A 12697-nucleotide genomic window follows, 5' to 3' on the forward strand; every position below is an offset into this window, starting at 1 on the left:
ACGTGCGGCGATGAATTTTGCAACTATTCTGCAGGAGGCGTGGTCATCGTCAGCAGGATTTTGCTTTTCATTATCTTCAGGCTGTTGCCCGGCGACGATGACCAAAAGCAAAAAAGTCGGCCTGTATTGATGGGTTTTTGTAGGTTCTCTGTAGTTTGACTACAAAACCTTGCAAGGCCCGTTTTTCACGCAGGCGAGCAGTAGGGAGGTGGGCGTTGGCGCGTAAAAGTGCGTGACTTTCTGTAGAAAAACTACAAGAATGCAGTGCCTTTCCGAGACCCATAAATTCAGCCTTCATGCCATCCGCATGAAGGTATGTCAGACCAGAAAACAACGGAGTCCAGCATGGGATACCAAAAGATCCAGGTGCCTGCAGTCGGTGACAAAATCACCGTCAATGCCGACATGTCCTTGAACGTACCGAACAATCCGATCATTCCCTACATCGAGGGTGACGGTATCGGTGTCGACATCAGTCCGGTGATGATCAAGGTGGTCGATGCCGCCGTTGAGAAGGCCTACGCGGGCCAGCGCAAGATCGCCTGGATGGAAGTCTATGCTGGCGAGAAAGCCACCCAGGTCTATGACCAGGACACCTGGCTGCCCAAGGAAACCCTCGAAGCCGTGCGCGACTACGTGGTGTCGATCAAGGGCCCGCTGACCACGCCGGTAGGGGGTGGTATCCGTTCGCTGAACGTCGCGCTGCGTCAGGAGCTTGACCTGTATGTCTGCCAGCGTCCGGTGCGCTGGTTCACTGGCGTGCCCAGCCCGGTCAAGAAGCCGGGCGATGTCGACATGGTGATCTTCCGCGAGAACTCCGAAGATATCTACGCGGGTGTCGAGTGGAAGGCTGGCAGCCCTGAGGCCGAGAAGGTCATCAAGTTCCTCACCGAGGAAATGGGCGTCAAGAAAATTCGCTTCACCGAGAATTGCGGTATCGGCATCAAGCCGGTTTCCCTCGAGGGCACCAAGCGCCTGATGCGCAAGGCACTGCAGTATGCGGTAGATAACAACCGCAGCTCAGTGACCATCGTGCACAAAGGCAACATCATGAAGTTCACCGAAGGTGCCTTCAAAGAGTGGGGCTACGAGGTAGCGCGTGACGAGTTTGGTGCCGAGCTGCTGGATGGCGGCCCGTGGATGCAGTTCAAGAACCCCAATACCGGCAAGAATATTGTGGTTAAAGACGCGATTGCTGACGCCATGTTGCAGCAGATCCTGCTGCGTCCGGCCGAGTACGACGTGATCGCCACCCTGAACCTCAATGGTGACTACCTGTCCGACGCCCTGGCGGCTGAAGTCGGTGGTATCGGTATTGCTCCGGGTGCCAACCTCTCGGATACCGTAGCCATGTTCGAGGCTACTCATGGTACTGCGCCGAAGTATGCCGGTCTCGACAAGGTCAACCCGGGTTCGCTGATTCTTTCTGCCGAGATGATGCTGCGTCACATGGGCTGGACCGAAGCGGCTGATCTGATCATCAAGGGCACCGAAGGCGCCATCGCGGCCAAGACCGTGACCTACGACTTCGAGCGTCTGATGGAAGATGCCAAGCTGCTGTCCTGCTCCGAATTCGGTGATGCGACCATCGCGCACATGTAATTCGCTTGCTGGTAAACAACAAGGCCGCTGATTTCAGCGGCCTTGTTGTTTATGCGTTACTTCAGGCTTCGGCGGTATGGCGCAAAGGTGCGGTGGTCTGTGCTTCGCCGCTGCTGGTAACGGCGCGGATATTGACCGCATGCAGGCCCTTGGGGCCCTGAATGATTTCGAACTGAACCGGCTGTCCGGCCTTGAGGGTCTTGTATCCGTCCATTTCGATGGCGGAATAGTGTGCGAACAGGTCCTCATCGCGACCTTCGGCGAGGACGAAGCCATAGCCTTTGGCGTTGTTGAACCACTTGACCTTACCACTGAGCATGCTGTCATCCCTCTGCAAAGGACCCCATGGCTGGGGTATCATCCACCCTGAATCCGATCTGGCGTGGTCACGCTGTGCCTGGATCGAACCCTGCACTACCCGGTCACGGGTATGCACTGTTTTTATCATTCTTTTGACGTTAGTCAAGGCGCTATGCTGTGCCTGTGCGCAGGCGCGCAAACCTGACGGCCATTCGCAGGCGGTTTTCTCGAAATGAGTACAACCTTTCAATTTCGCCCATTGCGCGCGCAGGGGCCGCAACAGCCGGCCGAGCATGACGCCGACGACCTGTTGCTGGAGGAGGCTCGGCCGAGCCTGCAAGCGCCCCCCATGTACAAGGTGGTCATGCTCAACGATGACTACACGCCAATGGATTTTGTCGTGGAAGTTCTCGAAACATTTTTTGGCCTGCAGCGTGAGGCGGCAACGCGCATCATGCTGGCAGTGCATACCGAAGGGCGGGCGGTATGCGGACTGTTTACCCGCGATGTGGCAGAAACCAAGGCCATGCTGGTGAATCAGTACGCGCGCGAATGCCAGCATCCGCTACTCTGTGAAATAGAGAAAGACGGCTAGCAGCGGCCTGTGGTCAGGCTGAGCTGATGGTCGAGCAGGCTTGGGTCGGGACGATGAGGTGAAGTTATGTTGAATCGTGAGCTGGAAGTCACCCTCAATCTCGCTTTCAAGGCGGCGCGTGCCAAGCGCCATGAATTCATGACGGTCGAGCATTTGCTCCTGGCGTTGCTCGACAATGATGCCGCGATGCACGTACTGCGTGCCTGTGGGGTCAATCTGGAGCGCCTGCGTCGTGAGTTGCAGGAGTTCATCGACTCCACGACGCCGTTGATTCCCACGCAGGATGAAGAGCGCGAAACGCAGCCCACCTTGGGTTTCCAGCGCGTGCTGCAGCGCGCGGTGTTTCATGTACAGAGTTCGGGCAAGCGGGAGGTGACCGGCGCCAATGTGCTGGTGGCCATCTTCAGCGAGCAGGAGAGCCAGGCGGTATTTCTGCTCAAGCAGCAGAACGTGGCGCGTATCGATGTGGTCAATTTCATTGCTCATGGCATTTCCAAGGTGCAGGGGCCTCATGAGCAGCCGGATGCCGAACAGGAAAGCCAGGATGAAGAGGGTGGTGAGGCGGTCAGCGCGAGTAATCCGCTGGAAGCCTATGCGTCCAACCTCAATGAGCAAGCGCGTCAGGGGCGGATTGATCCGTTGGTTGGCCGTGAGCCTGAAGTGGAGCGCGTAGCGCAGATCCTGGCGCGTCGGCGTAAGAACAACCCATTGCTGGTGGGAGAGGCCGGTGTGGGTAAGACGGCCATCGCCGAAGGCCTGGCCAAGCGCATTGTCGATAGTCAGGTGCCGGACTTGCTGACTGACAGCGTGGTCTATTCCCTTGATCTCGGCGCTTTGTTGGCGGGCACCAAGTACCGTGGTGACTTCGAGAAGCGCTTCAAGGCCTTGCTCAACGAGTTGCGCAAGCGCCCACAGGCCATCCTGTTCATCGACGAGATCCACACCATCATTGGTGCTGGTGCTGCGTCCGGGGGCGTCATGGATGCCTCCAACCTGCTCAAGCCACTGCTCTCCTCGGGGGAGATTCGCTGCATTGGTTCGACGACCTTTCAGGAGTTTCGTGGGATTTTCGAGAAGGATCGTGCCTTGGCGCGGCGCTTCCAGAAGGTCGATGTGGTTGAGCCGTCGGTCGAGGATACGGTGGGCATCCTGCGCGGCCTGAAGGCGCGTTTCGAGGAGCATCACCATATCCAGTACAGCGACGAAGCCCTGCGTGCGGCTGCTGAGCTGGCGGCGCGCTATATCAATGACCGGCATATGCCGGACAAGGCGATCGACGTGATTGACGAGGCGGGCGCCTATCAGCGCCTGCAGCCGGAAGACAAGCGAGCCAAGTGCATCGATGTCGCTCAGGTCGAGGATATCGTGGCGAAGATCGCGCGAATTCCGCCGAAGCATGTCAGCAGCTCGGACAAGGAGTTGCTGCGCAATCTGGAGCGTGACTTGCGCCTGACGGTGTTTGGTCAGGACGAGGCGATCGACTCGCTGGCTACCGCCATCAAGTTGTCGCGGGCTGGGCTCAAGTCGCCTGACAAGCCGGTGGGTTCTTTCCTGTTTGCCGGCCCCACCGGGGTGGGCAAGACCGAGGTGGCGCGGCAGCTAGCCAAGTCACTGGGTGTGGAGTTGCTGCGCTTCGACATGTCTGAATACATGGAGCGGCATACGGTGTCGCGGTTGATTGGTGCGCCGCCTGGCTACGTTGGCTTCGACCAGGGTGGCTTGCTTACCGAGGCAATCAGCAAACAGCCGCATTGTGTATTGCTGCTCGATGAGATCGAGAAGGCTCATCCCGAAGTCTTCAACCTGTTGCTGCAGGTAATGGATCACGGCACCTTGACCGATAACAACGGGCGTAAGGCCGACTTGCGCAACGTGATTCTGGTGATGACCACCAATGCCGGGGCAGAAACCGCCGCACGTGCTTCCATGGGCTTTACCCAGCAGGATCACTCCTCGGATGCCATGGAGGTGATCAAGAAGGGGTTCACTCCAGAGTTTCGCAACCGCCTGGATGCAATCATCCAGTTTGGTCGCCTGAGCCACCAGGTTATCAAGAACATCGTCGACAAGTTCCTGGTGGAGCTGCAGGCGCAGCTTGAGGATAAGCATGTGCAGCTGGATGTCAGCGAAGCGGCGCGTGACTGGCTGGCCGAACACGGTTATGACCCGCAGATGGGGGCGCGGCCGATGGCACGACTGATCCAGGACAAGATCAAGCGGCCCTTGGCCGAGGAGATCCTGTTTGGTGAGTTGGCAGAAGGCGGCGGGTTGGTGCGGTTCGAGCTGGAGGGCGAGAGCCTGGCCTTTCATATCGAAAGCACGCTGCCACAGCCAGCCTGAGGTTGTTGTACGCAACGCAAAACGCCCGGCTTGACCGGGCGTTTTGTTGACTGCCTGAGATCAGCGGGCGCGGTAGGTAATGCGGCCTTTGCTCAGGTCATAGGGCGTCAGCTCCACGCGGACCTTGTCGCCAGTCAGAATGCGGATGTAGTTCTTGCGCATCTTTCCGGAGATATGCGCGGTAACGACGTGCCCGTTTTCCAACTCCACGCGGAACATGGTGTTGGGCAGGGTGTCGACGACAGTGCCTTCCATTTCGAAGCTGTCTTCTTTCGACATGCAGTAAAGCCCTCGGTAACCAATGAGTGGCCTGGCGCATGGCGCGACAGGCAAAAACGGCGTGCATTGTGCACGAAATAAGGGTAGGACGCCAAGGGGCATCAGTTGGCTTGCAGCCATTGCTGGCGAATCAGCAATTGCAGCGGGCGGTATTCGCTCTTGTAGTTCATCTTGCGGCAGTTCTTGATCCAGTAGCCCAGGTACAGGGCTTCCAGGCCCAGGCGGCGGCACTCTTCGATCTGCCAGAGAATGGCAAAGCGTCCCAGGCTGCGTGCTGCCTGGTCGGGGTCGAAAAAGGTATAGACCGCTGAGAGGCCGTTGGGCAGGACGTCGGTTACGGCTAGGGCCAGTAACTCGCCTTGCAGACGAAACTCATAAAAACGCAGGAAATCCAGGTTGCGAACCAGGAAGCTATGGAACTGCTCGGGGCTTGGGGGGTACATGTCACCGTCGGCGTGTCGGCTGTCGATGTAGCGTGCATACAGGCGGTAATACTCCTCGCTGAAGATGGGGAGTGCTGCTTGTACCTGCAGGTCGCGATTGCGTTGCAGGATTCTCCGCTGGCTGCGGTTGGCGCGAAACTGGGCGGCCGGGATACGTGCCGCCACGCAAGCCTGGCAGTGTTGGCAGTGAGGGCGATACAGGTGATCGCCGCTGCGCCGGAAACCTCGCTCGGAGAGCGCCGCATAGAGTTCGGCAGACATTGGCAGGCTGGGGTCAAGGAAAAGCGTAGTGGCCTGTTGCTCCGGCAGGTAGCTGCAGGGGTGTGGCTGGGTGGCGTAGAACTTCAGTTCGCTCAGCTCGGTCATGCGCGCCTCGTACATGGCGGGTGGCCGGTGGGTCAGGTGGCCTGCGAGGGCCTGTGTTCAGTGTATGTCAGTGACTGTTGTTTGTCGGCGTGGCCTGCCAGCAATCCGGCTGATCGAGACAATCCTGTAGGTGCTGGGCGAAGCGCTGCCGGGAAATTTCTTCGGCGCCGAGGCTGTGCAGGTGTGCCGTGCTCATCTGACAGTCGATCAGCTGGCAACCGCCCGCGGCAAGGCGCTGCACCAGATGGACAAAGGCAATCTTGGACGCGTTGGTGCAGTGGCTGAACATCGATTCGCCGAAGAACAGCTGTCCCATGGCCAGGCCATACAGACCGCCGACCAGTTGGTCGTCCAGGCGCACTTCCACGGAGTGGGCAATGCCGCGCTGGTGCAGTTGCAGGTAGGCGGCCTGCATGCGCTCGGTAATCCAGGTGCCGTCGGCGTCGCGCCGTGGCCCCGCGCAAGCGCTGAGTACGGCGGCGAAGTCCTGGTCGAAGGTCACGCGGAAACGCTGTTGGCGGAGCAGCTTGGCCAGGCTGCGCGAAACGTGCAGATGCTGGGGGAGCAGCACGCAGCGCGGGTCGGGCGACCACCAGAGGAGCGGCTGGCCCTGCTGGTACCAGGGAAAGCAGCCGTGCCGGTAGGCGGCAATCAGCCGTTCCACCGAGAGATCACCGCCCGCTGCCAGCAGGCCGTTGGGCTCGCGCCAGGCCTGCGACAGGGGAGGGAAGTGCAGTGACTCGCGATCGAGCCAGGTCAGGGTCGGCACTGATCAGTGATCGTCGAGGTACTTTTCGGCATCCAGTGCGGCCATGCAGCCGGCTCCGGCGGAAGTGATCGCCTGGCGATAGACCTGGTCAGCCACGTCGCCGGCGGCAAACACGCCTTCGATACTGGTGGCGGTGGCGTTGCCCTGATTGCCGCCCTGGATCAGCAGGTAACCGTCGTTCATCTCCAGTTGGCCCTTGAACAGATCGGTATTGGGTTTGTGGCCGATGGCGATGAATACGCCGGCCAGGGCCAGCTCGCTGAGGCTGTTGTCCTGGGTGCTTTTCAAGCGTACCCCGGTCACCCCGCTGGCATCACCCAGCACCTCATCGAGGGTGGTGTTCCAGTGCAGGCGTACATTGCCGTTGGCGGCGCGCTCAAGCAGCTTGTCCTGGAGGATTTTCTCGCAGCGCAGCTTGTCGCGACGGTGGATCAGGTGCACTTCCTTGGCGATGTTGGCCAGGTAGAGCGCTTCTTCGACGGCGGTGTTGCCGCCGCCGACCACGCAGACCACCTGGTTGCGGTAGAAGAATCCATCGCAGGTAGCGCAAGCGGATACGCCCTTGCCCATGAAGGCTTCTTCGGAAGGTAGGCCCAGGTACTGAGCGCTGGCGCCGGTGGCGATGATCAGCGCGTCGCAGCTATAGCTGCCGCTGTCACCCTTGAGCAGGAACGGCTTGCTGCCCAGTTCGGCGGTATGGATGTGATCGAAGAGGATCTCGGTATCGAAGCGCTCGGCGTGCTTTTGCATGCGTTCCATCAGCGCCGGACCGGTCAGGCCTTCGACATCACCAGGCCAGTTATCGACTTCGGTGGTGGTGGTCAGCTGGCCGCCGGGCTGAATGCCGGTGATCACCAGCGGCTTGAGGTTGGCGCGCGCAGCATACACGGCAGCGGTGTAGCCCGCGGGGCCGGAGCCCAGGATGATCAGACGTGAATGCTTGACTTCGCTCATAGAAAAACCTCATAAGTCTTTGTCGCAAAAGGAAAAGCGTGCGCGTATCGCGCGCCGCGCGAAAAACTGTCGGGTATGCTACACCGAAGCGGCCGAGCTGCGGGAGCTTGTCTGGAACTGCGCGTGGCGCTGCTGGTCGAACGGCAGCGCATGGCAAGCGTCCGGCAAACCCGTACAATGCCGGCCAGGTATTGTGTTTCAGGCGTCCCTGCGCACCCAAGGAATCGTTGCGTTTTGAAGAGCACCCCGAAAACCCAGGCGCTGCCGCAATGGCGGCAACAGTTGCACTACCGGCTCAAGGAGGGCGCCTTGATCGCCTTCGTCGCCTTGTGCCTGTTCCTCTTGATGACCTTGATGACCTACAGCATCAATGATCCGGGCTGGGATCATAATGTGCGTGTGGCGCAGATCCAGAATGCCGGTGGCGCCATCGGTGCGTGGATTTCCAGCATCCTGTTCATGGCGCTGGGCTATTTTGCCTTTCTCTTTCCGCTGCTGCTGGGGATCAAGGCTTGGCAGGTATTTCGCCAGCGCCACCAGCCGTTCCAATGGAGTGGCTGGCTGATTTCCTGGCGGGGCATTGGCCTGGTGCTGTTGGTGATTTCCGGCTCGGCGCTGGCCTATATCCATTTCCAGAGCAACAGTGAATTGCCGGCTTCGGCGGGGGGGGCGCTGGGGGAAAGCATTGGCCAGCTGGGCATCCAGATGCTCAACGTGCAGGGCAGTACGTTGCTGTTCCTCGCGGTGTTCCTGTTCGGCTTGACCGTGTTTGCCGATTTCTCCTGGTTTCGCCTGATGGACCTGACCGGCAAAATCACCCTCGACCTGATCGAGCTGGTACACAGCCTGATTACCCGCTGGTGGGAGGCGCGTCTGGAACGCAAGGCGCAGCAGGCCCAGTTGCGTGAGCTGGACTCGGTAGTCGCCGAGGTGGCCGCGCCGGTACTCAGCGACAAGCGTGAGCAGGCTCGGGTCAAGGAACGCCTGCTGGAACGCGAGGAAGCCCTGACCAAGCACATGCACAGCCAGGAAAGCCGCGCACCGGTGGTGATTGCCCCGCCCGTGGAAAGCAAGCCGGCGGCGCCGAGCAAGCGTGTGCTCAAGGAAAAGCAGGCCCCGCTGTTTGTCGACAGCGCCGTCGAAGGTACCCTGCCGCCGATTTCCATCCTCGATCGTGCCGAGAAAAAGCAAAAGAGCTTCTCGCCTGAGTCGCTGGAGGCCATGTCGCGCCTGCTGGAGATCAAGCTCAAGGAGTTCGGCGTTGAGGTGGTGGTCGAGTCGGTGCATCCGGGGCCGGTGATCACCCGCTTCGAGATCCAGCCGGGCGTGGGCGTCAAGGTCAGCCGGATTTCCAACCTGGCCAAGGATCTGGCGCGTTCGCTGGCGGTGATCAGTGTGCGCGTGGTTGAGGTGATTCCCGGCAAAACCACGGTGGGCATCGAGATTCCCAACGAGGACCGGCAGATCGTCCGCTTCTCCGAAGTGCTGGAGTCCAGCGAGTACGACGATGCCAAATCGCCGGTGACCCTGGCACTGGGTCACGATATCGGCGGGCGTCCGGTGATTGCCGACCTGGCGCGTATGCCGCACCTGCTGGTGGCCGGTACCACCGGCTCCGGAAAGTCGGTGGGGGTCAATGCGATGATCCTGTCGATCCTCTTCAAGTCCACGCCGGAAGAGGCGCGGCTGATCATGATCGACCCGAAGATGCTTGAACTGTCCATCTACGAGGGCATTCCCCACCTGTTGTGTCCGGTGGTGACTGATATGAAGGAGGCCGCCAACGCCCTGCGCTGGTCGGTGGCCGAGATGGAACGGCGCTACAAGCTGATGGCAGCAATGGGCGTGCGTAACCTGGCCGGCTTCAACCGCAAGGTCAAGGATGCCCAGGAGGCCGGTCAGCCGCTGCATGACCCGCTGTACAAGCGCGAATCGATGGATGACGAGCCGCCTTACCTGAAGACCTTGCCGACCATCGTGGTGGTGGTGGATGAATTCGCCGACATGATGATGATCGTCGGCAAGAAGGTCGAAGAGCTGATCGCGCGCATCGCCCAGAAGGCACGTGCCGCCGGTATCCACCTGATCCTCGCCACCCAGCGCCCGTCGGTGGATGTGATCACCGGCCTGATCAAGGCCAACATCCCCACGCGCATGGCGTTCCAGGTGTCGAGCAAGATCGACTCACGAACCATCCTCGACCAGGGCGGTGCCGAACAGCTGCTTGGCCACGGCGACATGCTTTACCTGCCGCCGGGCACCGGCCTGCCGATCCGCGTACACGGCGCCTTCGTCTCCGACGACGAGGTGCACCGCGTGGTGGAAGCCTGGAAACTGCGCGGCGCGCCGGACTATATCGAGGACATCCTCGCCGGGGTCGAAGAGGCTGGCAGCGGCTTTGAAGCCGGCAGTGGCGAGGGCAGCGAAGGCAGCGAGGAAGATCCGCTGTATGACGAGGCGGTGGCATTCGTCCTGGAAAGCCGCCGCGCGTCCATTTCGGCCGTGCAGCGCAAGCTGAAGATCGGCTACAACCGGGCGGCACGCATGATCGAGGCCATGGAAATGGCCGGCGTGGTCAGCTCGATGAATACCAACGGCTCGCGCGAGGTGCTGGCACCCGCGTCGATGCGTGACTGATGTGCTGACGAGGAAGCCCATGCGCCTGATCCTGACTGCTGTTGTTGCCCTGACCTGGCTGTTTGCCGGCCAGGCTTATGCCGATGCGGCGAGTGCCCGTCTCAGCGATCTGCTTGGCAAGGCAGAAACCCTCAGCGGGCGCTTTTCCCAGTTGACCCTGGATGCCTCGGGCACCCACCTGCAGGAGGCCACCGGGCAGATGGAGCTCAAGCGCCCCGGACTGTTCCGTTGGCACACCGATGCGCCGCTGGAGCAGTTACTGGTCAGCAACGGCCAGCAGGTCTGGCTGTATGACCCGGATCTGGAGCAGGTAACCATTCAGCAGCTCGATCAGCGCCTGACCCATACCCCGGCGCTGCTGCTGTCCGGCGATGTGTCGAAGATTGGTGAGAACTTCACCATCGAGTTCAAGGAAGCCGGCGATGTGGTGGACTTCATCCTGCGTCCGAAAGCCCGCGATACGCTGTTCGACACGCTGCGTCTGTCGTTTCGCGGTGGGCTGATCAACGACATGCAGCTGATCGACAGCGTAGGGCAGCGCACCAATATCCTGTTCATGGGCGTGCAGCTGAATCAGCCGCTGGCTGCCGAGCGTTTCACCTTCGAGATCCCGGCCGGGGTCGATGTGATCCAGCAGTAAGCCATGCAGCTGTTTGCCCCGGCCGCGCCGCCACAGCCCCTGGCTGCGCGCATGCGCGCCAGCTGCCTGGATGAATATGTCGGCCAGCAGCACCTGCTGGCGCCGGGCAAGCCGCTGCGCGAAGCGCTGGAACACGGCGCGCTGCACTCGATGATCTTCTGGGGGCCGCCCGGGGTGGGCAAGACCACCCTGGCGCGCCTGCTTGCACAGGTCAGTGATGCGCACTTCGAAACGCTCTCGGCGGTGCTGGCCGGGGTCAAGGAAATCCGCCAGGCCGTGGAAGTGGCTCGCCAGCAGGCGGCCATGGGGCGGCGCACCATCCTCTTCGTCGATGAAGTGCACCGTTTCAACAAGAGCCAGCAGGATGCCTTTCTGCCCTACGTGGAAGACGGCACCGTGCTGTTCATCGGCGCGACCACGGAAAACCCTTCGTTCGAGTTGAACAATGCCTTGCTCTCGCGGGCGCGGGTCTATGTGTTGCAGAGCCTGGATGAGGCCGCGATGCAGCAGCTATTGCAGCGTGCACTCAGTGAGTCGCGTGGGCTGGGCGATCGCCATTTGCGCCTGGGCGATGCGGCTGCGCAGTTGTTGATCAGCGCGGCCGATGGCGATGGCCGTCGCCTGCTCAACCTTTTGGAAAATGCCGCCGACCTGCTGGAGGACGGTGGGGAAATCGACCCGGCGCTGTTGCAGGGCCTGCTGGGCGATGGCCGGCGACGCTTCGACAAGGGTGGCGAGGCCTTCTACGACCAGATTTCCGCGTTGCACAAGTCGGTGCGTGGCTCCAATCCCGATGCGGCGTTGTATTGGTACGCGCGCATGCTCGATGGCGGCTGCGATCCGCTGTACCTGGCGCGGCGTGTGGTGCGTATGGCCAGCGAGGACATCGGTAATGCCGATCCGCGTGCGCTGACCCTGTGCCTGAATGCCTGGGATGTACAGGAGCGCCTGGGCAGCCCCGAGGGCGAGTTGGCGGTGGCGCAGGCGATTGTCTACCTGGCCTGTGCGCCAAAGAGCAATGCCGTGTACATGGCCTTCAAGGCAGCGATGCGCGATGCTGCCGACTTGGGCTCGCTGGAAGTGCCGCTGCACCTGCGTAACGCCCCCACCAAGCTGATGCGAGAACTGGGTTACGGCGAGGAATACCGCTACGCGCATGACGAACCGGACGCCTATGCCGCGGGTGAGGATTATTTCCCCGAAACGATGGCACCGCGTCGTTACTACGCACCTGTGCCGCGCGGATTGGAAGTGAAGATCCGCGACAAATTGGCCCACCTGGCTGCGCTGGATGCGGCAAGTGTGCGACAAAGGAGAAAACCGTGATCAAGGTTCTGCTGGCGGTCGCGGCAGGTGGCGCGTTGGGTTCCAGCCTGCGCTTCCTGGTCAGTGCCTGGGTGGTGGCGAACTGGCCGCGGCACTATTACCTGGCGACCCTGGGGGTCAATCTGCTCGGCTGTTTTGCCATCGGTTTTCTGGCCACCCTGTTTGTCCTGCGTAGCGACCTGCCACTGCCTTTGCGCACGGGCCTGCTGGCCGGGGTGCTGGGTGGCCTGACGACGTTTTCCAGCTTCAGCCTGGAGTTGCTCAAGCTGGCCGAGAGCGGCCAGTACGCAGTGGCTGCCGGCTATTTGCTGGGTAGTGTGGCGGGGGGCTTGCTGGCCGCCTGGCTGGGCATGTGCCTGGCACGCTGCTGAGGAAAAACGCTGGCTTGCGCCGGCAGACTCCGTAAACTGCCGGGCATGGCGCCTGGCGCGCATTTATCTGATTGA

Annotated in this window: 13 protein-coding genes; 7 read left to right on the top strand and 6 right to left on the bottom strand. The window is 61.0% G+C overall.

Annotated elements, in window-relative coordinates; genetic code table 11:
- Nucleotides 1–76: 76 nt before the first annotated feature.
- On the bottom strand, nt 77–298 hold the full coding sequence (locus tag CFY91_RS15910; protein ID WP_133063687.1) for a hypothetical protein: 222 nt from the start codon (nt 296–298) through the stop codon (nt 77–79).
- A 47-nt stretch (nt 299–345) separates the two neighbouring features.
- Between CFY91_RS15910 and icd the strand changes: the two genes are divergently transcribed.
- Nucleotides 346–1602: an NADP-dependent isocitrate dehydrogenase gene (gene icd, locus CFY91_RS11820; protein ID WP_093986580.1), complete on the top strand. Its 1257-nt coding sequence runs from the start codon at nt 346–348 to the stop codon at nt 1600–1602.
- A 61-nt stretch (nt 1603–1663) separates the two neighbouring features.
- Here the strand turns inward: icd and cspD are convergent, their stop codons facing one another.
- Complete coding sequence (gene cspD / locus CFY91_RS11825; RefSeq protein ID WP_093986581.1) at nt 1664–1921, bottom strand: cold shock domain-containing protein CspD; 258 nt, start codon at nt 1919–1921, stop codon at nt 1664–1666.
- Nucleotides 1922–2134: 213 nt separating this feature from the next.
- Between cspD and clpS the strand changes: the two genes are divergently transcribed.
- A complete protein-coding gene (gene clpS, locus CFY91_RS11830) occupies nt 2135–2497 on the top strand; it encodes an ATP-dependent Clp protease adapter ClpS (protein ID WP_093986582.1) in 363 nt (120 codons plus the stop codon).
- A gap of 66 nt (nt 2498–2563) precedes the next feature.
- Nucleotides 2564–4837 carry an ATP-dependent Clp protease ATP-binding subunit ClpA gene (clpA, locus tag CFY91_RS11835; RefSeq protein WP_093986583.1) on the top strand — a complete coding sequence of 758 codons (2274 nt, stop codon included), beginning with the start codon at nt 2564–2566 and terminating at the stop codon, nt 4835–4837.
- 60 nt (nt 4838–4897) lie between these two features.
- Here clpA and infA read toward each other — a convergent pair whose 3' ends face one another.
- The 4 genes from infA to trxB all read right to left on the bottom strand — a co-directional run bounded on the left by infA (nt 4898) and on the right by trxB (nt 7648).
- A complete protein-coding gene (infA, locus tag CFY91_RS11840) occupies nt 4898–5116 on the bottom strand; it encodes a translation initiation factor IF-1 (protein WP_002553999.1) in 219 nt (72 codons plus the stop codon).
- Between the two features lie 101 nt (nt 5117–5217).
- Nucleotides 5218–5925, bottom strand: coding sequence for an arginyltransferase (locus CFY91_RS11845; RefSeq protein WP_093986653.1), 708 nt, complete (start codon nt 5923–5925; stop codon nt 5218–5220).
- Between the two features lie 67 nt (nt 5926–5992).
- Entirely contained in the window at nt 5993–6694 is a 702-nt protein-coding gene (gene aat, locus CFY91_RS11850) for a leucyl/phenylalanyl-tRNA--protein transferase (protein ID WP_093986584.1), read from the bottom strand.
- Nucleotides 6695–6697: 3 nt separating this feature from the next.
- Nucleotides 6698–7648 carry a thioredoxin-disulfide reductase gene (gene trxB, locus CFY91_RS11855; protein ID WP_093986585.1) on the bottom strand — a complete coding sequence of 317 codons (951 nt, stop codon included), beginning with the start codon at nt 7646–7648 and terminating at the stop codon, nt 6698–6700.
- 234 nt (nt 7649–7882) lie between these two features.
- Between trxB and CFY91_RS11860 the strand changes: the two genes are divergently transcribed.
- The 4 genes from CFY91_RS11860 to crcB are packed head-to-tail and all read left to right on the top strand — an operon-like array spanning nt 7883 to nt 12622.
- A complete protein-coding gene (locus CFY91_RS11860) occupies nt 7883–10285 on the top strand; it encodes a DNA translocase FtsK (protein WP_268237299.1) in 2403 nt (800 codons plus the stop codon).
- A gap of 19 nt (nt 10286–10304) precedes the next feature.
- Nucleotides 10305–10925: an outer membrane lipoprotein periplasmic chaperone LolA gene (gene lolA, locus CFY91_RS11865; protein ID WP_093986586.1), complete on the top strand. Its 621-nt coding sequence runs from the start codon at nt 10305–10307 to the stop codon at nt 10923–10925.
- Between the two features lie 3 nt (nt 10926–10928).
- Nucleotides 10929–12251: a replication-associated recombination protein A gene (locus CFY91_RS11870; RefSeq protein WP_093986587.1), complete on the top strand. Its 1323-nt coding sequence runs from the start codon at nt 10929–10931 to the stop codon at nt 12249–12251.
- Complete coding sequence (crcB, locus tag CFY91_RS11875) at nt 12248–12622, top strand: fluoride efflux transporter CrcB (protein ID WP_093986588.1); 375 nt, start codon at nt 12248–12250, stop codon at nt 12620–12622. Before CFY91_RS11870 ends, crcB begins: the two co-directional genes overlap by 4 nt.
- The last annotated feature ends 75 nt before the right edge of the window (nt 12623–12697 follow it).

This window comes from Pseudomonas fluvialis (assembly GCF_002234375.1).
Classification (GTDB): domain Bacteria; phylum Pseudomonadota; class Gammaproteobacteria; order Pseudomonadales; family Pseudomonadaceae; genus Aquipseudomonas; species Aquipseudomonas fluvialis.

Coding starts and splice junctions, on each gene's coding strand:
- CFY91_RS15910 (WP_133063687.1), bottom strand. CDS start 298: ATGAAGGCTGAATTTATGGGTCTCGGAAAGGCACTGCATTCTTGTAGT.
- icd (WP_093986580.1), top strand. CDS start 346: ATGGGATACCAAAAGATCCAGGTGCCTGCAGTCGGTGACAAAATCACC.
- cspD (WP_093986581.1), bottom strand. CDS start 1,921: ATGCTCAGTGGTAAGGTCAAGTGGTTCAACAACGCCAAAGGCTATGGC.
- clpS (WP_093986582.1), top strand. CDS start 2,135: ATGAGTACAACCTTTCAATTTCGCCCATTGCGCGCGCAGGGGCCGCAA.
- clpA (WP_093986583.1), top strand. CDS start 2,564: ATGTTGAATCGTGAGCTGGAAGTCACCCTCAATCTCGCTTTCAAGGCG.
- infA (WP_002553999.1), bottom strand. CDS start 5,116: ATGTCGAAAGAAGACAGCTTCGAAATGGAAGGCACTGTCGTCGACACC.
- CFY91_RS11845 (WP_093986653.1), bottom strand. CDS start 5,925: ATGACCGAGCTGAGCGAACTGAAGTTCTACGCCACCCAGCCACACCCC.
- trxB (WP_093986585.1), bottom strand. CDS start 7,648: ATGAGCGAAGTCAAGCATTCACGTCTGATCATCCTGGGCTCCGGCCCC.
- lolA (WP_093986586.1), top strand. CDS start 10,305: ATGCGCCTGATCCTGACTGCTGTTGTTGCCCTGACCTGGCTGTTTGCC.
- CFY91_RS11870 (WP_093986587.1), top strand. CDS start 10,929: ATGCAGCTGTTTGCCCCGGCCGCGCCGCCACAGCCCCTGGCTGCGCGC.